This is a genomic window from Streptomyces sp. NBC_01264, assembly GCF_026340675.1.
Lineage (GTDB): Bacteria > Actinomycetota > Actinomycetes > Streptomycetales > Streptomycetaceae > Streptomyces.
Window position 1 is genome coordinate 1043930 of record NZ_JAPEOX010000002.1, and the last position, 25697, is coordinate 1069626.

Below are 25697 nucleotides of genomic sequence, written 5' to 3' on the forward strand. Positions count from 1 at the left end.
GGTTCCGAAAAACTTTTCGCGGATGTCCTGAACGGCCCCGCGCACGGCCCCCCCACGGCCCTCCGGCATCACCCCCGAAGCCGCCCGCTCAGACCAGGCGCGGGTCCATCGACCCCCGCGACCCCCGCGACCCCCGTTGCCCTCGTGCCTCCCGCAGCCGCCGCAGGGCCGTGCCGATGACGGCCACGCCCTCCTCGATCTCCCCCGCCGTGCCCGCCGCGTAGCCGAGGACCAGGCCCGGAGCCCCCGGGGTCACCCGGTGCCAGGACAACGGATGCGCCTTCACCCCGAGGTCCAGGGCCGCGGCCGCGAGAGCGGTGTCGTCGAGGCCGGCGAGCCCGGTGGGTTCGCCGTCGAAGGTGACCATCAGGTGCAGCCCGGCCGCCGCCCCGTGCACCCGCGCGCCCGGTAGTTCAGCGCCGATCGCGCGGAGCATCGCGTCCCGGCGGGCCCGGTGGCGCCGGCGTACGAAGCGCAGGTGGCGTTCCAGCTCCCCCGAGGCCATCAGCCGGGCCAGCACCAGCTGGGCGAGGACGGGATTGCCGAGGTCGGCGTAGCGCTTGGCCTCGATGACGGCGTCCAGCCGGCGCGGCGGGACCAGCAGCCAGCCCAGGCGCAGGGCGGGGGCGAGGAGTTTGGAGACGCTTCCGGTGTAGCAGACGGCGTCCGGGAGCAGGGCCCGCAGCGCGGGGACGGGGGCGCGGTCGTAGCGGTGTTCGGCGTCGTAGTCGTCCTCGATGACGACTCCCCCGGCCGCTGCCCAGCCGAGCAGCTCGCGGCGGCGTTCCCCGTCGAGGACGACCCCGGTCGGGAACTGGTGCGCCGGTGTCAGCACCACCGCCTGGGCCGGGCCGGCCGTCAGGGCGGCGGTTTCGATGCCGCCCGCGTCCACCGGTACGGGCAGGAGTTCCATGCCTCCGTGCACCAGTTGCTGCCGCGCCCCCAGCGAGCCGGGATCCTCCACGGCCACGCGCCGTACGCCCTCCGCGCGCAGCACCTGGGCCAGCAGTCCGAGCGCCTGGGCCACGCCCGCCACCACGACCACCTCGTCGGGGGCGGCCCGGATCCCGCGGTTGAGGGCGAGCCAGCCGACGATCGCCTCGCGCAGCGCGGGGGCGCCCTGCGGGTTCCCGTAGCCGAAGTCGGCGGGGGTGAGCTCGGCCAGGACCCGGCGCTCCGCCTGGAGCCAGGCCGTACGCGGGAACGCCGTCAGGTCGGGCGCCCCGGGCGAGAGGTCGATCCGGGACGGGGCGGCGCGCAGCGCGTCGACGAGGCCGCCGCGCGGGCCCGGGGTGAACGGGCCGGCCCGATCAGGGACTCCGGACCGGGCGGTCCCCGACCGGGCAGGCCCGGACCGGGGCAGCCGCTCGGTCACCGGGGCGGCCACCACCACGGTCCCCGCGCGGCCGCGGCCGGCCACCTGGCCGGTCTCCGCCAGCCGCTGGTACGCCTCGGTGACCAGCCCCCGGGAGACCCCGAGCTCGGCGGCGAGGACACGGCTGGCCGGGAGCCGGCTGCCGACGGCGAGCCTGCCGTCGGCGATGGCGGCACGCAGCCGGTCGGCGAGCCACTCGGTCCGGCCGCCGGCGGGGGCCCGCCCGATGTCGAGCTGGAGGAAGTCCGACCCGGCTGTCCGGAGGATGGCCGGCCCGGCTGTTTCGGACCCCTTGACGGCGCTTCCTTTGGACCTGTCCACAGGTCCATTGTGGCCCCAGGCTCGAGGTATGAGCACCTCACCTCCTCCCTCTCCTCCCCCTCCCTCCACTCCCCGCCCTTCGGCCCGGCACGTGCGCGACCTCGCCCCCGGCATCGTCGGCATGGTCCTCGTCGGCAGCAGCGTCACCCTCTCCCGTTCCCTCGTGGACGCCCCGCTCTTCGGCGTGCAGGCCGTCCGGTACGCGCTGGCCGCGCTGCTCCTGTACGGCCTGGCCCGCGGCGCCCGGGTACCGATCAGGGCCCCGCGCGGCCGGGAGTGGCTGTGGCTGGGCGGGGTCGCCGCGACCGGGCTGGTGCTGTTCAACGTGGCCGTCGTACGGGGCGTCGCGCACGCGGAGCCGGCCGTCATCGCCGTCGCCGTGGCCTGCGCACCGGTCCTGCTCGGGGTGATCGGTCCGCTGCTGGAGGGCCGCGGGCCCAGCCGCCGGGTGCTGCTGGCCGCTCCGGTGGTCGTCACCGGGGCGGTGCTGGTGGAGGGAACGGGCCGGACGGACGCGGCCGGGGTCGGATGGGCCGCGCTCGCGCTGGGCTGCGAGGCCGGATTCACCCTGCTCGCGGTGCCGGTGCTGAGACGTCACGGGGCGTGGGGGGTGTCGCTGCACGCGGTGTGGATGGGCGCGGTGATGCTGGCGGTGCTCACGGTGTGCGTCGAGGGGCCCGCGGAGCTCGTGACCGTGAGCCCGCGCCAGTGGGCCGCCGCCGGCTACCTCGCCGTGATGGTGACCGCGGTGGCCTTCCTCCTCTGGTACCGCACGGTGGCCGCAGTGGGCTCCGGCCGGGCCGGGCTGCTCACCGGGGTGGCCCCGCTCGCGGCGGCGGGCGCGGGAGCCGTCACCGGCGGCGGGGTGCCGGAGCCGGCGGTGTGGCTGGGCCTGGCCGTGGTGGTCGCCGGGCTGGCGGCCGGACTCAGGCCGGAGCGGGGCCCGGGCGGTCCGGCGGGCGTCCTGTCCGCGCCGGTCACGCCGCCCGCGCCCGCCATGTCCGTCATGCCGGTCACGTCAGCCACGCCAGCCACATCTGCCACACCCGTCACACGAAAGCCTCGTAGCGCCCATGAGTCCACGGCCCCTTGAGCACTCCCCGCCTTGTGGATCACAATCCGCAGATGGGAACGCCTCCGTACAGCAGCTGGATGCGGTACTTCTCGCCGACCGCCAACCACCGCCGGCTCGGGCTGGTGTGCCTCGGTGTGGGGGTGCAGCAGGGTGAGCTGCCGGTGGTCGGCCCGCGCGTGCTCGACCACCACGTCGCGGTGGTGGTCTGCGCCGGCCGGGGCTGGTTCAGCCACGGCGGGCGGGCCCCGCAGCCCGTGACGGCCCCGGCGCTGCTGTGGCTCGTGCCCGGGGTGGAGCACCACTACGGCCCCGATCCGCGGACCGGCTGGGACGAGTGCTTCGTGGATTTCGCCGGCCACAGCGTGGAGGCGTACACCGACCTCGGCTACCTCACCCCCGACCGGCCGCTGGTACCGCTCAGCGACACGGCCGGGGTGCGGCACGTGGTCGACGGGATCGTCCGGGCGGCCCGGCTCGGCGGCCCCCTGCTGGAGGTGGAGGCCGCCGCGGCCGTGCACGCGCTGCTCGTCGCGCTGCGCTACGCCCGGGCCGGGGTGTCGCGGCAGGGGGACACCGTGATGGACACCCTGGCCCGGGACGCGCTGCTGCCGATCTCGGTGGCCGACCACGCCGCCCGGCTCGGGATGAGCCTCCCCGAACTGCGCGGGGCGGTGCGGGGCAGTACCGGGGAGGGGGTCAAGGAGTACCTCCTCGGCATCCGCCTGAGCCGGGCGAAGGAGCTGCTGGCCCGGACCGACCTGCCGGTCGCCGGGGTCGCCCGGCGGGTCGGTTACGCGGACGCCGCCTACTTCAGCAGGCTGTTCAGCCGCCGGGTGGGCATGGCGCCCGTCCGGTTCCGTCAGCAGCAGTCGGTGCAGCAGCAGTCGCCGCGTCGGCTCCTCTCGCCACCGGAGGCGATACCGCAGGCGGGCGTCACGGCAGGTAGCCGACGTTGAGTTCCGCGACCGCCGTCCACGGATTGCCCGAAACCTCGCTCGTGGCCTTGAGCTTGACGTAGCGGGCGGTGCGCGCCGTGAAGGTCACGTCCTGCTGCGCCGTGGTGTTGGCGAAGGTGCCCGAGGCCGCCGCGGTCCCCCAGGTGACCCCGTCCGTGGACGTGAGCACCTGGTAGGCGGCGATGCGGCCGTTGCTCTGCGTCTGCCGGGGCAGGTAGTGCAGGGCGGAGACGTTGTACGAGGCCCCGAGGTCGAGGGTGATCTCGTGCGGCATCGGCGCGGTGGCCTGGTACCACTGGGTGTGCCAGATGGTGGCGCTGTCCCCGTCGAGCACGTTGGCCGCGGCGCCGTTCTCGCCCGCGGTCTCCTGGCTGTCGACGGCCTTGACGCTCATCTGCGTCTGCGGGACAAGAAGTTCACCGCCGGTCCCGGAGCCGAGGTCGTCGACGGCGAGGTCGTCGAGGATGAAGTCGGCCTCGTTGTGGGAGCCTTCGCCGGTGACCTTCCGTACGCCGATCCAGGCGTCGGTGCCCGCGGTGAAGGTCTTGGTGAAGGTGGTGGCCGTCCGGGCCTGGTTCAGCGCGGTGGCCGTCTCGGTGCTGCCGGAGCCGGTGATGAACTGGTAGTCCCCGCTGAAGCCGTTCTCGTAGCTGAAGGTGACCTTGTACGAGCGGCCGGGCGTCAGCCGCAGGGTCTGCGGGAGGGTGCGGTAGACCAGGCCCTGCCGCTCCTCGTGCGACTTCAGCGAGTTCTGCCCGCTGATCACGTCGTCGACCAGCTTCCCGCTCCAACCCGCTTGGGTGTACGGGGCGTTGCGCTGGGCGATGTGGGTGCGCGGGTCGGTGGCGGAGCCGCCGGCGCCGCCGAAGGCGAAGGGGCCCCAGCCCGCGTCGACGTTCTCGAAGTCCTCGGTGAACCAGTGGCCGTTCAGCGGGGTGCGGGCGGAGCGGACGACCCGTACGTCGTCCAGGTAGACGGTGCCCGGCCCGGAGGCCGCGGACAGTTTGAGGGTGGCCGTCGACTGCCCCGCGGGGACGTCGAAGAGCACCTTCATCCGCTGCATCTTGGTGCCGTTCTTCTCACTGCCGCCGAGGCTGTTGGTCAGTGTCGAGGAGTCGGCGTAGACGGAGGCGGCCGTGCCTCCGGCCGGGGTCACGCCCAGGGTGGCGGCGCGTCCTGCCGGGGTGGTGACCCAGACGGAGGCGGCGTAGGTGCCGGGGGCGAGCCCGGTGAGCTGCTGGGAGACGGCGGGCGCGGTGCTCGGGGCCATCGTGAGCTCGTTCTGCCCCTGGGAGTTGCGGGTGACGGCGGCGCCGGTCCCGGTGACGCTCCAGGTGTTCAGGTTGCCGGAGAAGAAGGAGGGGTCCTTGACGGGGGCGCCCTCGCCCCAGTTCGGGTCGGCCTGGGCGGGAGCGGCTCCGTTGGTCACGACGTAGGCGGTCTTCGCGGCGGCGTCGATGGTGACCTGCCCGCCGGTGACGGCCAGGTCACCGACGAGCTGGCGGCCGGTGTCGGTCAGCTTGTACAGCTTGGGCGAGGACCAGCCGGCCGGGAGGGTCCAGGTGGTGGAGGCTGCCTTGTCGTTCCAGTGGTAGAGCTTGCCGTCGCGCGGGAGCAGGTAGGCGGAGCCGTCGAGGACGGTGCGGCCGGCCGTGGTGATCTTGCGGGTGTTCCCCGAGGTGGTGACGGTGGTGCCGTTGACGAGGGTGACCGCATTGGCGGTCCACTTCACGATCGGCGATTCCTGGAGGTACTTGGTCGGCAGGTTGGTCGCGAAGGTGGTGCTGAGGAAGGAGGTGAAGTCCCGCTTGCCCTGCCAGCCCTCGTAGGCGGTGATCTCGGCGCCGCCGAGCAGCGGGTTGGCGGCGATCCAGTCGTCCTTGGTGTGGTTGGCGATGAAGCGGGCGATGTTCGAGTTGATGCCCTTGAGGTCGCTGCCGCCGTAGTTGACGTCGGTGGCCCAGTGGTGCCAGAGGGACTGCCCGGTCATCGAGGCGGGGAACTCGGTGGCGAGCTGGAAGCCGAGGCCGCCGATCTCGCGTTCGAGCTTGCGCGAGACGTAGCCGTCGCCGTACCAGACATCCACGTAGAGGAAGTCCAGGCCGGGCGCCGCCGCCTTGAGGTCCTGGAACCGCTTGAGGCGCTCGCCGGACTGGCCGTCCTTGCGGGTGTCCACGTAGTACGACTGGTCGAGCCAGTCCCAGCCGAGCCCGCCGGTCTGGTGCGCCGGGTCGAAGGTGGCCGAGACCGGGTACTCCTCGGTGGCGTTGACGTGGACGCCGAAGTCGGCGTTGTAGGTGTGGCCGACGGTGGTGAGGGTGTTCAGGTCGGTGGCCCCGCCGAGCTTGGAGCCGATGTTCTTGTAGTCCATGTGGGCCGAGTCGTGGCCCTCGGAGGCGTACCCCTTGAGCAGGACGAACTGGCCGAGGCCGTCGGTGGCGAGGTTGACCCGCTTGGTCTCGTCGAGGGTCTCGGAGAAGGGATGGGTGGCCGCAGAGGCGAAGTTGAAGGGGATGCGCTGCACGACCCGGTCGGCGGTGTGCTGCCAGCCGGTGGGAGCGGTCCAGATGTCGCGGTAGGCGACCGCCGCGTCCTGCCAGTCCACGGTGGAGTCGGCGTTGCGGTCGGCCGTGATCGCGACGCGGACGTAGGGCAGCGGCTCGGTGTCGGTGTCGGCGGCGCCCGAGGAACGGTAGAGCCAGGATCCGCTCCACAGGCCGGCCCGGCGGTAGGTTCCCTTGTCGGTGACCTGCTTGCTGATCCGGCCGTTCTCGCTCGCGGTGCCGCCGGAGGGGGCGTCGTAGTACGAGTTGGAGTCGATGGCCGCGGCCAGCTTGCCGGTGTTGGCCAGCCCGTACATCACGGTCGTGGCGGCGGCGTCCACCGGTGTGCTCGCGGTGATCGGGGTGAAGGTGTCCCCGGTACCGGTGGTGGCGGTGTGCATCTTCGCGGTGGAGAGCGCGGCGCCCGCCTGGCTGCTGCGGACGCTGACGAGGTTGTGGTTGGGGATGGCGAAGCTGCGTACGCGCAGGGCGGCCGTGTCCTCGATCGCCGTGACCTTGAACTCCACCACCGAACCGGTCACCGAGAGCCGGGACTTGATGGTCACTCCGGAGAAGGCCAGTGCGTAGTCCACGCCGGAGGCGGAGGGGGTGGCGGTGACGGTGGGCGTGTAGGTGGTTCCGTTGACGACGATCGCGCCGATGGTGTCCTCGTTGCCGTTCAGCACGTCCCCGGTGGCGGTGCGGGTGTAGCTGATGACGCGGGGGAAGGCGCTGTCCACGCTGACGGACAGCTCCGGCGAGGTGATCGTCAGGGGGGTGGCCGCCACGGCGGGGGCAGCGGGCACGGCCACGACCAAGGTGGCGACCAGACCAGCCACCGCGGCTGCGGCCGGCCAGAGGGGGGTTCGCATCGGACCTCCGGGAGTCGGCGCTTCCTGGGCGGAAGACCGCACACCGTGGAGGCCGGCGGTCCGCTCACTGACCTGACAGCCTGCGTACCGCGGCCCGGCAGGCCCATGGACAAAGCCGCACCCCGTCGTGGACTTCTGTGACGGGTGGGGTCAGTGGGCGCACACTTCGGCCCGCCCGGAAGGAGCGTCGCTCCCCGGCCCGGCGGCGACCGCGGGCGAGCGGGCGGGGCAGCGCGCCCGAGCGGGGTGCCGGACAGCGCGCGCCCGAGCGCGATGCCCGCCGCGGGCACGCCGGAGAGCCGCCCGTGGGCGGCTCCCGTGCCGGTCCCCGCGGGTTCCTGTGCGGTCAGGTGCTCGCCGGCACCAGAACGACCGCCGTCCCGTACGCGCACACCTCGGTGCCGAGGTCGGCCGCGTCGGTCACGTCGAACCGCATCATGAGCACGGCGTTCGCACCGCGCGCCTTCGCCTGCTCGATGAGACGGTCCATCGCCTGGTTGCGGGTCTCCACCAGCGTCTTGGTGAGACCCTTCAGCTCGCCGCCGATCATGGATTTCAGGCCCGCGCCGATCTGGCTGCCCAGGTGGCGGGAGCGCACGGTGAGGCCGAAGACCTCTCCGATGACCTGCTCGACCCGGTAGCCCGGGACGTCGTTCGTCGTGACCACCATGACACCGGTCTGCTGCGCGCCGGGACCGCCGCCGTAATCCTCGATACCCATGCCATCCACTCTGGCGGCGCCGTGCGGTGCCCGCATCCGGAGGCGGGGCGGGGACAGGGCCGGGACAGGGCCGGGACAGGGGCCGGGACAGGGGCCGGGATACGGAGCAACCCCGGTGGCGCCCTCGACCCCACCCGCATATTGCGCATATCGGGCGACGTCACGGTGCGTCAGCGGGCCCGGGAGGCCCTCCGTCGCCATAGTCGTCCCTGGCGACCGCCTGGTTGCCGCCCCGCGCCGCGAAACGCGGCCGGGCAGACGCTTTCTCGGAGGAGCCGGCTCATGCTGAAGCCCACCAGGACCATCCTCGCCCTCACCGCCGGAAGCCTGGTGCTCGGCCTGGTCGGGGCGGGCACGGCCGTCGCGGCCGACCACTCGGAGCCCCGCGGCCAGGTCCTGACCACCCCCCTCGACGAGAACGACGAGGACGGCTTCGGCGAGGACGACGAGTACGGCAAGCGCAAGCACGCCCGCGGCGTCGTCACCTCCCGCGGCCCGCTGACCGTCCGCAGCCGGCCGACCACCCACTCCCACAAGGTGGGCCGGCTGCACCCGCACGAGAAGGTCGCCATCGCGTGCAAGACGCGCGGCGAGCGGGTCGACGGGAACAACCTCTGGTACCTGCTGAAGGAGCGGGACGAGCGGGACGAGCGGGACGAGCGGGACGAGCGCGACGAGCGCGACGAGCGCGACGAGCGCGACGAGCGCGACGAGCGCGACGAGGACCGCAAGGCCGCGATGATGCCGAAGTCGGCGAAGTCCGCGAAGTCCGCGGCCGCCCGGGACGGCGACGACAACTGGGTCGCCGCCCGCTACGTCAAGAACCTGGGCGAGGTCCGCTACTGCCGCGCCTAGGCGCCATCCCGTCCTGGAGCCGGCCTAGAGCCGTCCCAGAACCGGCCTAGAGCCGTGTCTCCGGGCGTACGGTCCGCGGTCCCACGCACCGCGCACCGTACGCCCGTACCCGTGTCCGCAGTTCCCGGTCCGCCGTGACCACGACGCACCCGCCGCGCTCCGAGTAGGCGGCCGCCAGCTCCACGATGCGGTCGTCGCCGCTGCCCGGCGCCTCGTCCACCCGTACGCCGGGCACCGATGCGACGCCCCGGGCCGCGCCCTCGACGACGAGGACGATCTCCTCACCCTCCTCGCGCAGCGCCAGCCGGTCGCGCAGCCGCTCGGCGGCGCCGCGCCGGTCGCGCCACCAGCCGTCCGGCACGGACCCGACGACGTTGGCACCGTCCACGATCAGTACGTTCGGCTCGTCCACCGCTCCAGTATGGCGAGCCGGGCAGGCCTCTCCGCACCCGCGGGCGCCGCGCCTACGGCTGGTGGCGGCGCAGGTTGGCGGCGAGGACCCGGTCGAGCGTGCGGTCGGACAGGATCCGGCCCAGGCGCACGATCAGGGCCGCGTCCCGGCCGGCGGTGTAGCGGGTACGCGGCCTGGGCGTCGTCACGGCCTTCGCGATGACCAGGGCGGCGGCGTCGGCGGTGAGGCCCGAAGCGGTGCCGGAGGCCATGAGCTCGTTGTTCGCCCGGACCATGTCCCCGTACCGCTCCTCCTGCTCCGGCGTCATCCGTGCCGACAAGCGGTTGGCCGTCTCCACCCCCCGTGCGGCCATCTCCGTACGGACACCGCCGGGCTCGACCACGACCACCCGCACGCCCAGCGGAGCGACCTCCCGGCGGAGCGAGTCGCTGACCGCCTCCAGGGCGAACTTCGAGCCGGCGTAGGCGCCGTACGTGGCCATGGCGAATTTGCCGCCGACCGAGCTGATGTTGACCACCCGGCCCTTGGCGCGCAGCAGCGCGGGCAGGAGTACCTGGGTGACGGCGATGTGGCCGAACAGGTTGACTTCGAACACCCGGCGCCACTCGGCCAGGGGCAGGGCTTCGACCGGGCCGTTGACCTGGATGCCCGCATTGTTGACGAGCGCGTGCAGCGCGCGCGGGTCGCTCTCGACCCGCGCGGCGAGTGCCTCCACGTGCTCGGGCTCGGTGATGTCGAGGATGAGCGGCTCGATGCCCGTCGACCGGATGGCGTCCGCGTCGCGGTCGCGCCGCACTCCGGCCAGGACGTGGAATCCCCGACGGGCGAGTTCACGGGCGGCCGACGCGCCCATGCCCGTGGAGGCTCCGGTCACGACGACCAGCTTCTGGGTTTCAGATGACGTTGTCACCTCATTGACGGTACCAGTCCGGATGACAACGTCAACCGGATGTAGGATCGGGCCCATGGTCACCCGTGCGCAATCCGCCGCCCTCACCCGCCGCGCGCTGCTCGACGCGGCCGCCGAGCTCCTCGACCTCGGCGGACCCGAGGCGGTCACCCTGCGCGAGGTGGGCGCGCGGGCGGGCGTGAGCCGGGGGGCGCCGTACCGCCATTTCACGGGCAAGGACAGCCTGCTGACCGTCGTCGCGACCGAGGCCTGGGAACGGATCGCCGACCGGGTCCACGCCCTGCGGACCGACCCGTCCCTGTCCGCGTCCGACAGGGTGCGCGGCGCGTTGCGCACCCTCACCGGCGTCGGCCGGGAGCAGCCGCACCTGTACCAGATGCTGTTCCGGCGCCCCGGACACCGCCCGGAGGAACTGGGTGAAGGGCTCGATCAGGTCCGGCGCGGGCTGTGCGCGCCGACGGACGACCCGGTGGCGGAGCGCCTGCGCGCGGCCGGGCGGTTCCAGCGCGAGTTCATGGTCGTGGTCGCCGGACTCGTCGGGGAGGCCCGCTCACGGCACTACGGCGCCCTGCTGCTCGCGGGCGCCCACGGCATCGCGGAGATGGAGCTCAGCGGCCACCTCGACGCGGGCAGTCTGGACACCTCTTCCGACGGGCTCGTCGACACGCTCGTCCGCATGGTCACGGACGTCGGCGAGGCGACGTAGCACGACCCGCGCCCACTGGACGTATTGCCGAGTAGAGGCCGAGCAGAGAGCGAGCACCGCCATGGACCGCCTTCCCCCGGACCCCAGGACGCTTCACCCGATGGCCGGCCAGCCGCGCGTGGTCCTGCTGAAGCCCCTGGTGACCTCGCCGCTGATCGAGGTCGGGGAGTACTCCTACTACGACGACCCGGACGACCCGACCGCGTTCGAGACCCGCAACGTGCTCTACCACTACGGGCCGGAGCGACTGGTCATCGGGAAGTTCTGCGCTCTGGGCACCGGGGTGCGCTTCATCATGAACGGCGCCAACCACCGCATGGACGGCCCCTCCACCTTCCCGTTCCCCATCATGGGAGGGTCCTGGGCAGACCGCTTCGACCTGCTCGCCGGGCTGCCGGGCCGGGGCGACACCGTCGTCGGCAACGACGTCTGGTTCGGCTACCACACCATGGTCATGCCCGGTGTGCGCATCGGGCACGGCGCCGTCATCGCTTCCGGCGCCGTGGTCGTGGACGACGTCCCCGACTACGCGATCGTCGGCGGCAACCCCGCCAAGCCCATCCGCACCCGGTACGAAGAGACCGATGTCGCCCGTCTGCTCGAACTCGCCTGGTGGGACTGGCCCGTGGCGCACCTCACCGAGCACATCCGGACGGTCATGACCGGCACGGTCGACGCCCTCGAGGCGATCGCCCCGAGGGCCGTCTGAACCGGTCTAGAAGTCCCCGTAGTTGACCTGCCAGGTCGCCAGCCCCATCCGGCGCCAGATGGCCACCACGCGGTCCCGGTCGTCCAGGGAGACCCGGACCGCGTACCGGTGGCGCACGTGCGCGTTGAACAGCTCCGCCTTGACGATGTCGTCGCGGCGCGTGTCACCCGCAGCCCGCATCCACAGCTCGTCGTACGGGACTTCGTGCTCCCGCAGCCAGGCCTCGGTCGGCTCCCGGTGCTCCTCCCCGCGCCCGGACAGCAGCACGATGGTGTCGCCGTCGGACCGCCGGAAGGAGTCCAGCGCATCGCGCACCGGCGCGTTCAGCGTGTCGAGGCCGCAGCGCGTGAAGTCGTACGGGTTGCGGTCGCCGGTCATCGCGAGCGTGCCGTCGATATCGCACATCACGGCCGTGGGCAGCGCCGGGTCGGGGACGTACGGGGACACGTCCGGCTGGTCGTTGAGCCAGTCCGTGGTGAGCCGCCAGCCGCCCTTCTTCGCCTTCGCGTGCTTGTCCGCGAGTATCCGGATGATCTCCTCGCCGACCTGGCGCTCGCGCGCGGCGTCGCGCCGCAGGCACTCCTCCACGGGCACGTCGGTGTAGTCGTGCACCACGAAGGTGGCCCGTCCCGCGACGGCCGCCTTGAGCCGCTTGGGGATGTAGGAGGTCAGGTGGGTGTTGTCGACGACCACGTCGAACCCGCCCTCGACGGCCGCGCTGACGGCCGCGTCCTGGATGTCCAGCACGGTCTGCTCGTGCTTGTACGAGCGCCCGCGCTCCGGGTCCGGCACGTCGAGCATGGCCCGCAGGTCGTCGAGGTTGACGCGGCGCATCCGGCCGCCGGACTCCGCCTGGAGGGCGCGCGCGGCGGTGGTCTTCCCGGAGGCAGGCAGCCCCGTCATGATGTGGACCACCGGGAGCGCGGGAGGCTCGGCGGGCGCTGCCGGGGACACGGCGGCCTCGGTCTCGGGTGTTTCGGACACGGGTTCAGTTCTCCTCGTCGTGCGTGAAGGGGTCGGAGGTCTCGGGCCGCACCTGCCGCCAGGTGATCAGCTCGGTCGACCTGCCGTCGAGGCGCTGGAAGAGCGCGCCGCGGACCCCGCCGTCGCGGACCGTCGTCTTGGCGGCGCGGGCGAACGCGCCCCGGTCGCCGGCCAGATGGGCCAGCGAGGCGTACGCCTCGTCGATGGCGCGCTCGCGGAGCACGGCCTCGGTCTCCAGGCGTTCGATCACCGAGCGCACCCAGTGGTCGAACTCGTCGGGCACCTGCTCCAGCAGGGCGTCCAGCGGCTTGCCGCCCGAGGCCTCGATGTCGGCGACGGTGCAGTTCAGGCCCTGGGCGAGCTGCTTGAGGGGCAGGCCGGCGAAGCGCTGGATGCCGTGGCCGCGCCAGATGTCCCGCTCGGTCACGCCGGTGAGCACCTTGTGGAGGCGTACGTACTCGGCGATCTTCGCCTTGGCCCGGACGCCCGAGGCGAAGCGCAGGACGAAGCCCTCCGCGTCGGTGCCGGTCGCGGGAGCGCCGCCCGGCAGGGTGCTGGAGCCGGTCAGCGCGAGCAGTTCGCCCAGCGGCATGGCGGGCCACACCTTGACCACGGAGCCGATGTCCTGCCAGTGGCCGGCGGCCTCGGCGAGCGGCACCTCGGCGCCGTCCGCTCCGTACGCGGCGAGCAGGACCAGGTCGCGGCGGTCCCCGTAGTCCACGACGATGCGGTTCTGCGGGTACACGATCTCCGCGAGGTAGGTGGTGCCGGGGACCAGCGCGGAGGTGTCGCGTCCGTCGAGGCGGCGCTGGGCCCAGACGGCCTGCGTGCTGGTGAAGGAGCCCCTGGAGGCGGCCCGCCACTTCCCGGCGTAGTGGAAGAGCACTCCGAGACTGCCGTCGACCTTGTCGTACACCTCGAACGGCTCGTCCGGCAGGGCAGGCGCGTAGGACCGGCCCGACTCGTGCTCGCCGACGTTGAAGAACTTGGGCAGCGGCAGCGCGACGACCTCGCCGGTGACGTCGTCGGCGACGAGTCCGCGGCAGCGCGTGGTGACCTGGTTCCAGACCTGCTCGTACTGGGCGGTCCGGGTGTAGCTGTAGAGCGACAACGGCAGCTCGGGGTGTGCCTTGCGGGCCACGTGTCCGGCGTCGATGGCCTCGGTCAGCGCCTGCGCGGGCATCAGGTCGTGCAGAGTCAGGCGGTCCTGGCTCATGGGGTTCCTCCCGGTTCGAGATGCCTCATTCTCAGGTGCGGGAGGACCTGGCCGAAACCGAATATCTGCCCGTTACCGCAGGTCCTTCGCCCTGTCCGGGCCTTCGCCGCCCAGCCGGTTGATGTCGCGCGGCCGCAGGACCCGCTGGGTGTCCGCGCCGCCGGGCCCGGCCGCCGCGACGGCGATCATGGCGCGGCCCAGTGCCCCGGTGGTGGTGACCAGGTGGGGTGCGAAGCGCCGCAGGACCGGGAACAGCGGCGCGGTGACGGCGTAAGCGGCGCGGTAGAGCGGGGTCTTGGAGGGGATGCCGCGGTCCGGCTGCACGATCCCCGGCCGGAACATGTACGCCTCGAAGGGGAGCTTCAGCAGGTCGTTCTCGGTCTTCCCCTTGACCCGGGCCCACATGGAGCGGCCGCTCTCGGTGCTGTCGGTGCCCTCGCCGGACACGTAGGCGAAGGTGAGCCGCGGGTTGGCGGCCGCGAGCGGGCGGGCGGCGGCGAGCGTCAGATCGTAGGTGATCCGCCGGTACTCCTCCTCCTTCATGCGGAAGGAGGAGATGCCCAGGCAGAAGAAGCACGCGTCGTACGAGGCCAGGTCCGGCCCGCCGGGCTGCGACAGGTCGGTCGGATCGGCCCGGACGAGCTCGCGCAGCTTGGGGTGGGACACGGCAAGGGGGCTGCGGCCGATCGCGAGCACGCTGTCGACGGAGTCGTCGCGCAGGCACTCGCGCAGCACGCCCCGGCCGATCATGCCGGTCGCGCCGAAGAGGATGACGTTCACGGGCCCAGCCTAGAAGTCGTGGCGCGGCTCAGTGGGAGACGCACAGCTCGTTGCCCTCGGGATCGGCGAGGGTGGTCCAGACGGAGGGGCCCTGGTTGCCTTCGTGCAGGTGCACGGCCCCCTTGGCGAGGAGCCGCTCGACCAGGGCCCGCGGGTCGTCCTCGCCGGTGCGGACGTCGAGGTGCATGCGGTTCTTGACGGTCTTGGGCTCCTCGATGAGCTGGAAGAGGATGCGGGGCGCCCGTTCGAGGCCCTCGGGGTGGCGGATCCCCTGGCCGGCCTTCCAGACGAGGACGCCCCGGTGGGTGGTGGTGTCCTCCTCGGTCGCCCGCCCGGCGGCGATCATCTCGCGGATGAACTCCTCGTCGCTGGGCTCGACCTCCCATCCGAGGGCCTCGGCCCACCAGTCGGCGAGGGCGTGCGGTGTGGCGGAATCGACGGTCACCTGAAATGTGTAGGCCATGCCCGGACCCTACTGATCACCTCTGACAACCCGCCACCGGAAGGGCCCGGTGCGCGGCATCGTGCGCACCGGGCCCTCGGTCAGGTCGCGGGGGGCAGGGTCAACCGGCGCTCACCTCCTCTCCCTCCGGCGCGGCCTCCTCCGGCATCCAGGACGGCTTCTTGAAACGCTCCAGGACCAGCGGCGCCGAACTGAAGATCACGGCGCCCGCGGCGACCAGGCCCACGTACAGTCCCGTACTGCCGATGGGCAGTTGGGCCGGCGGGACGAAGGCCAGGACGAAGGCGAAGGCGACGGCGAGGAAGCCGAGGCCGCCCACCAGCCAGATGCCGGGCTTCCCGCCGGGGATGCGGAAGGCGCGCGGCAGGTCGGGCTGGGTGTGGCGGAGCCGGATGGCCGACGCGTACAGCAGCATGTACACGATGATGTACAGGCTGACGGCATCGCCGAGATCAGGAAGAAGACGGTCGAGACGTTGTCCACGACCAGGTAAAGCGAGGACAGCAGGGCCACCACGACGACCTGGACGAGCAGGATGTTCTTCTGGACTCCGGCCTTGTTGGTCTTCTGCATGAAGGGCGGCAGGAGCCCGTCGCGGGCGGTGGCCAGCACGCCGCGGCTGGGGCCGGTGATCCAGGCGAGCACCCCGCCGAGGGCTCCGTAGCAGATCAGTACGGCGAGCACCCGCACCGGCCAGCCGACGTGCATCAGGCCGGTGGTGGCGTGCGTGAGGGCGTCGAAGACACCGGTGTTGATGTCGATGTCCTGGTACGGGAGGATGCCCGCCACGGCGAGCGCGCCGAGGGTGAAGATCACGAAGGACAGCCCGGCGGCGACCATGATGACGACCGGGTAGCCGCGCTTGGCGTCCTTCAGCTCGGTCGCGTGCACAGCCTGGGACTCGACGCCGGCGAAGTTCAGCAGGATCCCGGCCAGGAAGGACAGGCTGGACAGACCCGTCAGGTACGGCAGCCAGCGCGGGCTGGAGTGCCCGTGCGAGACGACGGCGACGGCGTGGTCGGTGGCGGTGGACCAGCCGGCGGCGTGGCCGGTGACCAGCCAGGCCAGGCAGAGGGCGATGAGGACGACGCCGGGGACGACGGTGCCCAGGAGGAAGCCGTACTTGGTGACCCTGCTGGCGAAGTGGGTGCTCACCAGGGCCGCCCCGGTGCACAGGCAGAAGGCCACGACGATGAAGAGCCCGACGTAGACGTTGTTCGTGGCGAGGTCGGGGCGGCCGATGGCGAAGGCCGCGGCGGTCGCGGCGAAGGTGAGGCCGGTGGGGTACCAGACGATGTTCTGGACCCAGGTCAGGAAGATGGCGACGAATCCGGTGGGCTTGCCGAAGGCCTCGCCGACCCAGACGTAGAGTCCGCCGGCGCGGTGGCCGAAGGCGCCGCCGAGCGCGGCGGCGACCAGTCCGGCGGGAACGAGGAAGAGCAGGGTGGAGAAGCCGATGTAGGCGAACATCGTCATCTCCTCCTTGGCCATCATCGGGAGCCCGCGCAGGCTGGTGACGATGGACGCCGCGGTCATGAGGCCGAGGGTGGAGACGGTCAGGTACTTCTTCTGCGCGGGGGCTACCGCCCCGCTTTGCGGCGGGCCGAGGCGCGGGACGGGGGGTGAGGGACGTGTGAGCGGCACGGTGTCCTCCTCAGAAGATCGACAGGCCGCCGGTGGCCGCGAAGGTCTCCAAGGCGACGGTGGCGGAGACGGAGTTGCCCTTGACGTCGAGGCCGGGGCCCCAGGCGACGGCGGCGCACCGGTCGGGGACCACGGCGAGGATGCCGCCTCCGACTCCGCTCTTGCAGGGCAGCCCGACGCGGTAGGCGAACTCGCCCGCCTCGTCGTAGGTGCCGCAGGTGAGCATGAGCGCGTTGATCCGCCGGGCTTCGGCACGGCGGATCAGCCGGGTCCCGTCGGCGCGCTCGCCGTGCCGGGCGAACAGCAGCCCCGCGCGGGCGAGTTCGGCTGCGGTGACCATGATGGAGCACTGCCTGAAGTAGTGGTCCAGCACCTCGGGGACGGGGCCGAGCATGTTGTCGAAGTCGGCCATCAGGTAGGCGAGGGCCCTGTTCCGGTCCCCGGTACGGGCCTCCGACCCCTCGGTGACCCCGTCCAGGTGGAGGTACGGGTTCCCGGTCTCGGCGCGCAGCAGCCCGCGTACGGCCTCGAAGGCGTCGCCCGTGTACTGGAGCAGCTGGTCGGTGACGACGATGGCTCCGGGGTTGATGAACGGGTTGCGGGGGACGCCGAGTTCCAGTTCGAGCTGGATCAGGGAGTTGAAGGGTTCCCCCGACGGTTCGCGGTGGACCCGGTTCCAGATCATCTTGTCGTCGTGCGCGAGGACGAGGGCGAGGGAGAAGAGCTTGGAGATGCTCTCCAGCGCGAAAGGCACGTCCGCGTCACCGCCGGAGTGGAAGTCCCCCTCCACCGTGGCGATGGCGAAGCCGAACTGGCGGGGGTCGACCCTTCCCAGGTCGGGGATGTAGTCGGCCACCTTGCCCGCACCGATGTGCGGGGCCACCGCGCTCATCACCCGGCGGGTGATCTCCGCGTAGTCGGGGCGCTCTCGAAGGCGGCCATCACGCGACCTGCTCCGCCCGGATGCCGACCGGGCTCAGCTCGGCGACCGCACGACGGATGTCGGCGAGCAGCAGGTGGGCCTTGTCGCGGCTGATCTCGCGGCGGACCAGGATCCGGTGGATCACGGTGGGGGCGCCGGCGCAGGGCAGCGGGTACGCGGCCACCTGCCAGCCCCGCTGACGCAGCCGGTCGGAGAGCTCGTACAGGGTGAAGGGGCTCCTCCCGGGATCGGCGAGGGTGTAGGAGACTCCGGGCAGGGCTCCCTTCCCGTCGTACAGGATCCGGAACTGTCCCATCGCCGCCATCTCTTCGCCCAGGTAGCGGGCGGTGTCGGCGGCGGCCTGCTGGATCCGGCGGTATCCCTCGCGACCGAGGTGGACCAGCAGGTAGTACTGGGCGATGATCTCGCCCCCGGGCCGGGAGAAGTTCAGGGCGAAGGTGGGCATGTCCCCGCCGAGGTAGTCGACCCGGAAGATCAGCTCGGGCGGGAGCAGCTCGGCGGTGCGCCAGACGATCCAGCCGACCCCGAGGGGAGCGAGGCCGTACTTGTGGCCGGAGCTGCTGATCGAGCTGACGCGTGCGATCTCGAAGTCCCAGAGCAGGTCCGGCTGGATGAAGGGGGCGACGAAGCCGCCGCTGGCGGCGTCCACGTGGAGGGGGACGTCCAGTCCGGTGTCGCGCTGGATGGCGTCGAGTTCGGCGGCGATCTCGGCGACGGGCTCGTAGTCACAGGTGAAGGTGACGCCGAGGATCGCGACGACGCCGATCGTGTTCTCGTCCACGTGGGCGCGCAGCTGTTCGGGACGCAGCCCCGTGGCGCCGGGCAGCAGCTCCATTTGGCGCAGCTCCACGTCGAAGTAGCGGGCGAACTTCTCCCAGCAGACCTGGACGGGGCCGCAGACCAGGTTCGGCCGGTCGGTGGGCAGTCCGGCGGCCCGGCGGGCCTTGCGCCAGCGGGTCTTGAGGGCGAGACCGCCGAGCATGCAGGCCTCGCTGGAGCCGGTGGTGGAGCAGCCGATTGCGGATTCGGGCTCGGGCGCGTGCCACAGGTCGGCGAGCATCGTCACGCACCGCTCCTCGATGGCCGCGGTCTGCGGGTACTCGGCCTTGTCGATCATGTTCTTGGCGAGGTTCTCGTCCATCAGCTTGCGGACCTGGGGCTCGGCCCAGGTGCTGCAGAAGGTGGCGAGGTTCTGCTCGGCGTTGCCGTCGAGTTCGAGCTCGTCGCGGATGAGGGTGTACACGGCGTCCGGATCCGACGGTTCGTCGGGAATCCGGTGTTCGGGCAGGGCGCGCCGGGCGAATTCACCCGCATAGACGTCACTGAATCGCAGGGCGCCCTCAGGGGCACTGGTGGATGAGTCCGACATGGAAGTTCCTTACCTGGAATCCCGATTCGAGGGCTGGGCCTTCTTGGACCTCTGCGGGTCGCTCCTTCGATCATGCGCCGGGGGTCGCTAGCATTTCTGCGGGACAAAGCCCCTTCCATGCCGTTCTCTTTCGGGGTGTGCGGGTCCCCTCGCTTCCGGCGGAGTTCCCGTACCCACCTGACACGGACCGGCCCGCGCCATGACCGGAGGCACCCCTTGACCTCCAGCCCCCCAAAGCGGCGCGGGATCCTGCCGCCGCTGGCCGACCTGCTGTTCCCGCCGAGGACGGACGGCTCGGTGGCTCCGCACGGAGTGCTGCCGCCGCTGCTGATCGTCCTCACCTTCGTCAGCGGTGTGGTCGACGCGGTGAGCTACCTGGGGCTCGACCACGTCTTCGTGGCCAACATGACGGGGAACGTGGTCTTCCTCGGCTTCGCGATCGCCGGGGACCGCTCCCTGTCCGCCCCCGATTCCCTGCTGGCCCTCGGCGCCTTCCTGGCCGGGGCGGCGGCCGCCGGGCGGCTGCGGCGGAGCACCGGGGCGGCCGTGATGTTCGCGCCGCTGGTGGCGGTGCAGACCGTGCTGGTGGGCGGGGCGCTCGCCCTCACCGCGTTCGACGCCTGGCCGCCGGGTGTCATCGCCCTGCTCGCCCTCGGCATGGGTCTGCAGAACGCCGTCGTGCACCGGCTCGCCGTACCCGATCTCACCACCACCGTCGTCACCAGGGCCCTGACCGGACTGGCGGCCGACCCGTGGGGGCCGGGACCGCTCCGCCGCCTCGTGACGGTCGTGGCCCTGCTCCTCGGGGCCCTCACCGGCGGCGTGCTGACGCTTCACCACGGGACCGTGTGGGCGCTGGCCTTGGCCGTGGCCCTGCTGGCCTGCGTAGCCCTCTCGCCGCGATGGGACGGCACCGGGCGGCGGCCGTAGGGGTCGGCCCCTTACGGCGGGGGCCCGCTCACGTCTTACGGCGGGGGCCCGCTCACGTCCGCGGCCGGACCCTCCCGCGCTCCGCGAGGAACGCCGCGAAGGTCAGCGCCGACGCCCCGACCGCCACCCACAGCAGCACCGTACCGAGGGGCCTCAGCCATCCCACCCCGCTCGAGACGGCCGCCGAGAGGCAGGCGGTCGCGGTCATGCCCAGCGGAAAGACGCTCGCCCAGCGCCGGACGTCGTAGCGGGGTCGCGGCCGGACCGCTTCGGCCACGAGCAGCACGGCGTACCAGGCCAGGGAGAGGCCCAGGGTCACCAGGGTGACGGTACGCAGCCCCGCGTGCACCCATCCCGTCCACAGCGGTGACGCCGTGAGCCCGGATCCGGCCAGGGCGGTGATGGAGAGCGCCCCGCCGGCCACCCAGTGGTCACCCGCGCCCGAGACCACCTGGCGGAAGTCGAAGCGCGCGAGCGCCTCGGCGTAGAGCAGCAGTCCCAGGCAGAAGGCGGCCAGCGCGGCCCGGCCGAGCCAGTCGTGGCCGGTGGGGGCGGCCAGGGTGGACGCCAGGACGGCGAGTCCCTGGGTGGCCACGCAGACGAGGAACGCCGCGCCGGGCATCCGGTAGCCCCAGTGCCGCAGCACGGCGACGAGCAGGCCCGGCCAGAGCGCGGCGGCCAGTGCCAGCAGCCCGAGGGCCACGGGCTGCCATCCCAGGAGGGAGAGCCGGTTGCCGAGCACGGCCGTGGCGGCCACGGCGGTGAGGGCGGCCGGGGTGTCGGCCTCGGCACGGAACCGGCGGCGGTCACCCAGGAGCCGGGCGGCGAAGTCCGCGGCGAGGACCAGCCACAGCGCGGCGGAGACGGCCAGCGCGGCGATCGACAGCACGTCGCGGCCGATCAGGTGCAGCCCGGCCGAGATGATCCCGGCCGCCATGACGGCCGCGCCCGCGGCCGGCGACAGCTCGGCCCACCACCGGGCACCCGTAAGGACTCGCACCCTGCCAAGGGACACCACCACAGCGGGCCGGGCCGCCGCGACGCGCCATCGCCGGGCCCGCGATGACCCTTCCGGGCGCGGCGAACAGCCCCTTCCCCGCCATTCGATATCCGATCTTCCGATCCTATTTCCGCGCGCGGGAAGGGGAATGACCAGCACATTTATGACAACAGGGCCGCATTCTCCGCGTTATCCCGACACGCCCATAACCAGGCGGAATTGAAACGATTCCCGAGCACTGTCGTCGTCAACGCGCCGCCGATTCACGGGCCCTTCAGGGCCCTCTCTTTTTGCACATGGGAGAATGAAATGCAGGCCTTGGCAACGGAGCCCGCACGCCAGGCTCCTCCCGCCCAACCCGCCAGCTTCATCCAGGAAGCACTGCGCGGTGTCGCCCAGGTCGATTTCATGCCGAGCGCCATCACCGGCATCTTCTTCCTGGCGGCCCTCGCCGCCGCCGGCTGGCAGTACGCCCTCTACGGCCTCCTCGGTGCGGTCGTCGGCACGGGCACCGCCTACGCGTTCGGCATCGACCGGGAGATCGTCTCGGCCGGACTGCGCGGCTTCAACGGCACTCTCGTGTCACTCGGGTTCGCCGTCTTCCTCGGGTGGGACCACCTGTCGACGCTGCTGCTCGCGATCGGGGGCAGCATCACCGTGGTGGTCGTCACCTCGGCGCTGGCCACCGTCCTCGGCACCTGGAACATCCCCACCTTCACCGTGCCGTTCTGCATCATCGCGAGCGTCATGACCATCGCGGCGCCCAGCTTCTCCCGGGTCTGGCACACCGGCCCCGACCTGGCCGCGCTGCCCGCGGCCGCCAGCGGCACCACGGCGCTGGACTGGGGCCAGCTGTGGCGCGCCTTCTTCGCCAACGTCGGCCAGATCTTCTTCATGCCGCAGTGGTACGTCGGCCTGATCTTCCTCGCCGGCATCTTCGTGGCCAGCCGGGTCGCCGGGGTCATGGCCTGCGTCGGCAGCGTCACGGCCATCTTCGTGGCCTGGGCGATGGGTTCGCCGTCCGACGCCGTCTCGCAGGGGCTCATGGGCTACAGCAGCGTGCTCGTCGCGATGGCCCTGTGCGGCGTCTTCCTCGTCCGCTCCGCCTGGAGCTTCGCGTTCGCCGTCCTGGGCGCCGCGGCGGCGACCGGACTCACGGCCGCGATGACCGCCTTCTTCGACCCCTTCGGCGGCCACACCTTCACCTGGCCGTTCGTCCTGACCACGGTCGTCTTCGTCGCCGCCGTCCCCCAGATCCCCCGGCTGCGACGGACCTGACACCGCCTCAGCCGGGGCCGCCGCACCAGGAGCACCCGAACCACCTTGAGAGCCGAAAGTGAGTGACCGATGAATCTCGCTCCCCGTGAGATGGACAAGCTCTGGATCTACGTCGTGGCCGACCTGGCCCGCAAGCGGCGGGACCGGGGCGTCAAGCTCAACTACAGCGAGGCCTGTGCCCTGATCAGCGAGGGCATCCTCGAAGGCGCCCGTGACGGCAGGACCGTCGCCGAATGCATGGAGCTCGGCAAGCAGATCGTCTCCGCCGCCGACGTCATGAAGGGCGTACGGGAGATGCTTCCGCTGCTCCAGGTCGAGGCCGCCTTCGTGGACGGCACCAAGCTCGTCTCCTGCCACGACCCCGTCGGCGCCTGAGCGGTGGCGGCCATCGCACCCGAACGGCCCGGCCGGGCACCGGAGTCGGCTGCCTCGGTCGTCCTGGCCGGCGGTCACGAGGGCGGCGCCGCCGCGGGGGGTGTGCACCCCGGCCGGCCGCTGTCCGAAGCGGTGCGTGCGGCCCTCGCCGCCTCGCCCGAGCCGGTGTGCGTGGTCCCGATGACCCTGGGGCGCGACCCCGGACTGATCGCCGACTGCGCCCGCGCCCTGCGCTGGCTGAGCCGGGAGGAGGGGCCCGGGAGGCTCGTGCTGGCGCCCCCCTTCGCCACCGTCGACCACCTGACCGCATGGCTCCGTACCGCCGCCCTCAAGGCGGTGCGCGAGGCTCCCGGCACCTCCGCCGTTCTGGTCACCGCGCCCGCCGCGGGTCCCTTCGAGGACGCCGATCTGTTCCGGGTGGCCCGGCTGGTGCGCCAGTACGGGCACCACCGCTGGGTCGAGGTGGCCTTCGACGGCGGCGACCCGGACCTGGCGGAGGGCGCGGAGCGGTGCCGCCGGCTCGGCGCGGGCCACGTCTCCCTGGTGCGGGCCGCGTTCGCCCCGCCCGCCGCACTCCCGGCCGGGGTCCTGGACACCGGTCCGCTGCTCTCCGACGCGGCGATCGCCCAGGTCGTACGGGCCCGCACGCAGGAGGCGCTGCACCGGCTGGCCCACGGGCAGGACGGCGTGAGCGAGGGCCTGGACGCCGAGCACGGGCACGGGTACGCGCATTCCCACGGCCCGGGCGGCGACCACGACCACGCGGACCCGGACGCCCACCACACGCACGCCCACGCTCACGGCCACGGCGAGGGCCACCGGCACGCGCACGGCCGGGGTCACGGCCACCCGCACGGCCATTCCCCCCACTGAACCGAAGGAAGGGAAGTACCACCATGTCAGGTGGCGTCTCATACCTCTACGGCGAAGGCACCGTAGAGATCAACGCCGGCCGCCGCAAGGCCAAGGTCACCGTCTCCAACACCGGTGACCGTGCCGTCCAGGTCGGCTCGCACTACCACTTCTTCGAGGTCAACCGAGCCCTCGACTTCGACCGCAACGCCGCCTACGGCATGCACCTCGACCTCCCCGCCGGCACCGGCGTCCGCTTCGAGCCGGGCGACACCCGCGAGGTCGAACTGACCGCGTACAGCGGCCACGGCCGGCTGATCGGCTTCAGCTCCCTCGTCAACGGCGGACTCGGCTCCACCGACACCCGCGTCCGCGCCATGAACCGGGCCGTCGAGCTCGGCTTCCTGGGAGCCCGGGCGGAGTCCGCCCAGCAGGCCGCGGCCGCGCAGGCCGCCGCGTCGGCCGTGGAGGCCCCGAAGAAGCCCGCGTCGAAGACGGCCTCCAAGCCCGCCTCCAAGCCCGCTGCCAAGCCGGCCGCCAAGCCCGCCGCCAAGGCACCGGCCAAGACCGCGGCCGCCAAGAAGGCCAAGACCTCCAAGAAGGGCGACAAGTAGCGATGGCTGTCCTGAGCCGCAAGCAGTACACCGACCTGTTCGGGCCGACCGTCGGAGACCGCTTCCACCTGGCGGACACCAACCTGGTCATCGAGGTCGAGAAGGACCACAACGAGGGCCACTACGGCGACGAGGCCGTCTACGGCGGTGGCAAGGGCATCCGCGACGGCATGGCGCAGGACCCGCAGGCCACCAACCTCCAGGGGGCGCTGGACCTGGTCATCACCAACGTGGTGGTCATGGACGCGATCCTGGGTGTGGTCAAGGGCGACCTCGGCATCAAGGACGGGTTCATCGCGGGTCTCGGCAAGTCCGGCAACCCGCACACCCAGTCGGGCGTCCACCCCAAGCTGGTCATCGGGCCCGGCACCGAGGTCATCTCCGGCGAGCACATGATCGCCACGGCCGGCGGCATCGACAGCCACATCCACTTCATCGCCCCGCAGCAGGCCGAGCACGGCCTGTCCAACGGCATCACCACCCTCATCGGCGGCGGCACCGGCCCCTCCGACGGCACCAACGGCACCACGTGCACCCCCGGCCCGTGGAACATCGGCCGGATGTACCAGGGGCGGTTTCCATCGGTGGTCGCGACTCCTGAAAGGAGCCGGTCCTATGCAGAGGCATCCGCCGAACCGTTTGCCGCTGTCTGTGCCGAAGAGGTACTTCGAACTGCGTAGAGGTGGCCTGAAAGGGGCTGCCGCTGCCCGCCAGGTGGGCGTATCCACCAGCGCTGGCTCGCTGTGGTTCATCAAGGCTGGACGCATGCTCCTGCCCGATGTGCCCATCGACGACCGCTACCTCACCCAAAACGACCGCATCGCGATCGCAGAAGGACTGCTCGCCGGCCGTACTCCCGGGCAGATCAGCCAGGAGATCGGCAAGCACCGCTCCACCGTCTACCGGGAGATCTCCCGAGGCCGCTGCCCCGGTGGTGCCTACTCCCCGTGGTGGTCGCACAACCAGGCCATCCTGCGCCGACGCCGCCCCAAAGAGGAGAAGTTCCAGACCAGCAACGAACTGCGTGCCTTCGTCAACGACAAGCTGGGGCAGCGCTGGTCACCGCAGCAGATCACCCGTCACCTCGCCCGCACCCATCCTGGCCAGACCGACATGAACGCCTGCCCGGAGACCATCTACCGCGCCCTCTACCGCGGACTCCTGGACAAGCGCACCGCCCGGCTGAGGACCCGGCGCTCCCGCCGCAAGAAGCAGCGCCGCGGCATACCGTCCAAGAACGCCATCCCGAACATGCGGCCGGTCCACACCCGCCCCCGCGAGGCAGAGGCCAGACAACGAGCAGGGCACTGGGAGGGCGACCTCATCGTCGGAAAGGCACAGGCCTCCGCGATCGGCACCCTGGTCGACCGTGCCACCCGCTACGTCCGGCTCATCCACCTGCCCCAAGGCTGGAAAGCTCCGCAGGTCCGCGACGCGCTCGTCGCCCAGACCGCCGCCTGGCCCGCCTCGCTGCGGCGCACGCTCACCTGGGACCAGGGCCAAGAGCTCTACCACCATGAGGAAATAGAGGACCTCACCGGATTCCGGATCTACTTCTGCGACCCCCACTCGCCCTGGCAGCGAGGCACCAACGAGAACACAAACGGACTGCGCCGCGAGTACTTCCCGAAAGGCACGAACCTCTACCACTACACCGCCCGCGACCTCGCGCAAGTCGAACGTGAGCTCAACGAGCGCCCCCGTCTGGTCCTCGGAGACCGAACACCGGCCGAGGCCATGAGACGCTGGTCAAGAGAACTCGCCTACTGCTGAGTCGCAACGATCAGTGGAAAC

23 protein-coding genes and 3 pseudogenes are annotated in these 25697 nt (G+C 72.0%); 12 read left to right on the forward strand and 14 right to left on the reverse strand.

Going from position 1 to position 25697, the window contains the following annotated elements; all coding sequences use genetic code 11:
• Positions 1 to 88: 88 nt before the first annotated feature.
• A complete protein-coding gene (locus OG435_RS37650; protein WP_430625812.1) occupies positions 89 to 1696 on the reverse strand; it encodes a PLP-dependent aminotransferase family protein in 1608 nt (535 codons plus the stop codon).
• A gap of 91 nt (positions 1697 to 1787) precedes the next feature.
• Between OG435_RS37650 and OG435_RS37655 the strand changes: the two genes are divergently transcribed.
• Together OG435_RS37655 and OG435_RS37660 are read left to right on the forward strand one after the other, a co-directional pair.
• Positions 1788 to 2789, forward strand: coding sequence for a DMT family transporter (locus OG435_RS37655; RefSeq protein WP_266884074.1), 1002 nt, complete (start codon positions 1788 to 1790; stop codon positions 2787 to 2789).
• 32 nt (positions 2790 to 2821) lie between these two features.
• On the forward strand, positions 2822 to 3727 hold the full coding sequence (locus OG435_RS37660; RefSeq protein ID WP_266884076.1) for a helix-turn-helix domain-containing protein: 906 nt from the start codon (positions 2822 to 2824) through the stop codon (positions 3725 to 3727).
• Here OG435_RS37660 and OG435_RS37665 read toward each other — a convergent pair.
• Complete coding sequence (locus OG435_RS37665; RefSeq protein ID WP_266884078.1) at positions 3705 to 7142, reverse strand: endo-alpha-N-acetylgalactosaminidase family protein; 3438 nt, start codon at positions 7140 to 7142, stop codon at positions 3705 to 3707. The two genes, OG435_RS37660 and OG435_RS37665, sit on opposite strands and share 23 nt — an antisense overlap.
• 346 nt (positions 7143 to 7488) lie before the next feature.
• Complete coding sequence (locus tag OG435_RS37670) at positions 7489 to 7863, reverse strand: YbjQ family protein (protein ID WP_266884080.1); 375 nt, start codon at positions 7861 to 7863, stop codon at positions 7489 to 7491.
• Positions 7864 to 8145: 282 nt separating this feature from the next.
• On the opposite strand from OG435_RS37670, the gene OG435_RS37675 reads away from it, so the two are divergent.
• Complete coding sequence (locus tag OG435_RS37675; RefSeq protein WP_266884082.1) at positions 8146 to 8718, forward strand: hypothetical protein; 573 nt, start codon at positions 8146 to 8148, stop codon at positions 8716 to 8718.
• A gap of 46 nt (positions 8719 to 8764) precedes the next feature.
• On the opposite strand, the gene OG435_RS37680 is transcribed toward OG435_RS37675, so the two are convergent.
• Positions 8765 to 9130, reverse strand: coding sequence for an NTP pyrophosphohydrolase (locus OG435_RS37680; RefSeq protein WP_266884084.1), 366 nt, complete (start codon positions 9128 to 9130; stop codon positions 8765 to 8767).
• Positions 9131 to 9182: 52 nt separating this feature from the next.
• Positions 9183 to 10040, reverse strand: coding sequence for an SDR family oxidoreductase (locus tag OG435_RS37685; protein WP_266884086.1), 858 nt, complete (start codon positions 10038 to 10040; stop codon positions 9183 to 9185).
• A 55-nt stretch (positions 10041 to 10095) separates the two neighbouring features.
• Here OG435_RS37685 and OG435_RS37690 point away from each other — a divergent pair, with 55 nt between their 5' ends.
• Together OG435_RS37690 and OG435_RS37695 are read left to right on the forward strand one after the other, a co-directional pair.
• Positions 10096 to 10746: a TetR/AcrR family transcriptional regulator gene (locus OG435_RS37690; protein ID WP_266884088.1), complete on the forward strand. Its 651-nt coding sequence runs from the start codon at positions 10096 to 10098 to the stop codon at positions 10744 to 10746.
• Between the two features lie 61 nt (positions 10747 to 10807).
• Positions 10808 to 11455, forward strand: coding sequence for a CatB-related O-acetyltransferase (locus OG435_RS37695; protein WP_266884090.1), 648 nt, complete (start codon positions 10808 to 10810; stop codon positions 11453 to 11455).
• A gap of 6 nt (positions 11456 to 11461) precedes the next feature.
• Here OG435_RS37695 and OG435_RS37700 read toward each other — a convergent pair whose 3' ends face one another.
• From OG435_RS37700 to OG435_RS37730, 8 genes and pseudogenes are all read right to left on the reverse strand, one after another.
• A complete protein-coding gene (locus OG435_RS37700) occupies positions 11462 to 12439 on the reverse strand; it encodes an AAA family ATPase (RefSeq protein WP_266884092.1) in 978 nt (325 codons plus the stop codon).
• A 4-nt stretch (positions 12440 to 12443) separates the two neighbouring features.
• The gene (locus OG435_RS37705) at positions 12444 to 13655 is read right to left on the reverse strand and encodes an RNA ligase (protein WP_266884094.1); all 1212 of its coding nucleotides are present in this window, start codon (positions 13653 to 13655) and stop codon (positions 12444 to 12446) included.
• A 72-nt stretch (positions 13656 to 13727) separates the two neighbouring features.
• Complete coding sequence (locus OG435_RS37710; RefSeq protein ID WP_266884096.1) at positions 13728 to 14435, reverse strand: epimerase; 708 nt, start codon at positions 14433 to 14435, stop codon at positions 13728 to 13730.
• A gap of 28 nt (positions 14436 to 14463) precedes the next feature.
• Positions 14464 to 14898, reverse strand: coding sequence for a VOC family protein (locus tag OG435_RS37715; protein WP_266884098.1), 435 nt, complete (start codon positions 14896 to 14898; stop codon positions 14464 to 14466).
• 274 nt (positions 14899 to 15172) lie between these two features.
• Positions 15173 to 15313: pseudogene (locus OG435_RS50455) on the reverse strand (hypothetical protein); the annotation flags it as partial.
• Between the two features lie 32 nt (positions 15314 to 15345).
• A pseudogene (locus OG435_RS37720) lies at positions 15346 to 16434 on the reverse strand (amino acid permease); the annotation flags it as partial.
• 118 nt (positions 16435 to 16552) lie between these two features.
• The gene (locus tag OG435_RS37725) at positions 16553 to 17449 is read right to left on the reverse strand and encodes a glutaminase (RefSeq protein ID WP_266886436.1); all 897 of its coding nucleotides are present in this window, start codon (positions 17447 to 17449) and stop codon (positions 16553 to 16555) included.
• Between the two features lie 34 nt (positions 17450 to 17483).
• A complete protein-coding gene (locus tag OG435_RS37730) occupies positions 17484 to 18854 on the reverse strand; it encodes a glutamate decarboxylase (protein WP_266884102.1) in 1371 nt (456 codons plus the stop codon).
• A 216-nt stretch (positions 18855 to 19070) separates the two neighbouring features.
• On the opposite strand from OG435_RS37730, the gene OG435_RS37735 reads away from it, so the two are divergent.
• Positions 19071 to 19784 (forward strand): YoaK family protein, encoded by a 714-nt coding sequence (locus OG435_RS37735; RefSeq protein WP_266884104.1) that lies wholly within the window; start codon positions 19071 to 19073, stop codon positions 19782 to 19784.
• 52 nt (positions 19785 to 19836) lie between these two features.
• Here OG435_RS37735 and OG435_RS37740 read toward each other — a convergent pair whose 3' ends face one another.
• Entirely contained in the window at positions 19837 to 20784 is a 948-nt protein-coding gene (locus tag OG435_RS37740) for a tellurite resistance/C4-dicarboxylate transporter family protein (RefSeq protein WP_266884106.1), read from the reverse strand.
• A 309-nt stretch (positions 20785 to 21093) separates the two neighbouring features.
• On the opposite strand from OG435_RS37740, the gene OG435_RS37745 reads away from it, so the two are divergent.
• The 6 genes and pseudogenes from OG435_RS37745 to OG435_RS37770 all read left to right on the forward strand — a co-directional run bounded on the left by OG435_RS37745 (position 21094) and on the right by OG435_RS37770 (position 25676).
• A complete protein-coding gene (locus tag OG435_RS37745) occupies positions 21094 to 22062 on the forward strand; it encodes an urea transporter (RefSeq protein WP_266884108.1) in 969 nt (322 codons plus the stop codon).
• Between the two features lie 69 nt (positions 22063 to 22131).
• Positions 22132 to 22437, forward strand: coding sequence for an urease subunit gamma (locus OG435_RS37750; protein WP_243332378.1), 306 nt, complete (start codon positions 22132 to 22134; stop codon positions 22435 to 22437).
• A 3-nt stretch (positions 22438 to 22440) separates the two neighbouring features.
• Positions 22441 to 23310, forward strand: a complete 870-nt coding sequence (locus tag OG435_RS37755; RefSeq protein WP_266884112.1) for a sirohydrochlorin chelatase — start codon at positions 22441 to 22443, stop codon at positions 23308 to 23310.
• 23 nt (positions 23311 to 23333) lie between these two features.
• Positions 23334 to 23903, forward strand: a complete 570-nt coding sequence (locus OG435_RS37760) for an urease subunit beta (protein WP_266884114.1) — start codon at positions 23334 to 23336, stop codon at positions 23901 to 23903.
• Positions 23904 to 23905: 2 nt separating this feature from the next.
• A pseudogene (locus OG435_RS37765) lies at positions 23906 to 24472 on the forward strand (amidohydrolase family protein); the annotation flags it as partial.
• A 46-nt stretch (positions 24473 to 24518) separates the two neighbouring features.
• A complete protein-coding gene (locus OG435_RS37770; RefSeq protein ID WP_430625813.1) occupies positions 24519 to 25676 on the forward strand; it encodes an IS30 family transposase in 1158 nt (385 codons plus the stop codon).
• Positions 25677 to 25697: the final 21 nt, after the last annotated feature.

Coding starts and splice junctions, on each gene's coding strand:
- OG435_RS37660 (WP_266884076.1), top strand. CDS start 2,822: ATGGGAACGCCTCCGTACAGCAGCTGGATGCGGTACTTCTCGCCGACC.
- OG435_RS37665 (WP_266884078.1), bottom strand. CDS start 7,142: ATGCGAACCCCCCTCTGGCCGGCCGCAGCCGCGGTGGCTGGTCTGGTC.
- OG435_RS37670 (WP_266884080.1), bottom strand. CDS start 7,863: ATGGGTATCGAGGATTACGGCGGCGGTCCCGGCGCGCAGCAGACCGGT.
- OG435_RS37675 (WP_266884082.1), top strand. CDS start 8,146: ATGCTGAAGCCCACCAGGACCATCCTCGCCCTCACCGCCGGAAGCCTG.
- OG435_RS37690 (WP_266884088.1), top strand. CDS start 10,096: ATGGTCACCCGTGCGCAATCCGCCGCCCTCACCCGCCGCGCGCTGCTC.
- OG435_RS37695 (WP_266884090.1), top strand. CDS start 10,808: ATGGACCGCCTTCCCCCGGACCCCAGGACGCTTCACCCGATGGCCGGC.
- OG435_RS37705 (WP_266884094.1), bottom strand. CDS start 13,655: ATGAGCCAGGACCGCCTGACTCTGCACGACCTGATGCCCGCGCAGGCG.
- OG435_RS37715 (WP_266884098.1), bottom strand. CDS start 14,898: ATGGCCTACACATTTCAGGTGACCGTCGATTCCGCCACACCGCACGCC.
- OG435_RS37730 (WP_266884102.1), bottom strand. CDS start 18,854: ATGTCGGACTCATCCACCAGTGCCCCTGAGGGCGCCCTGCGATTCAGT.
- OG435_RS37745 (WP_266884108.1), top strand. CDS start 21,094: ATGCAGGCCTTGGCAACGGAGCCCGCACGCCAGGCTCCTCCCGCCCAA.
- OG435_RS37750 (WP_243332378.1), top strand. CDS start 22,132: ATGAATCTCGCTCCCCGTGAGATGGACAAGCTCTGGATCTACGTCGTG.
- OG435_RS37760 (WP_266884114.1), top strand. CDS start 23,334: ATGTCAGGTGGCGTCTCATACCTCTACGGCGAAGGCACCGTAGAGATC.
- OG435_RS37770 (WP_430625813.1), top strand. CDS start 24,519: ATGCAGAGGCATCCGCCGAACCGTTTGCCGCTGTCTGTGCCGAAGAGG.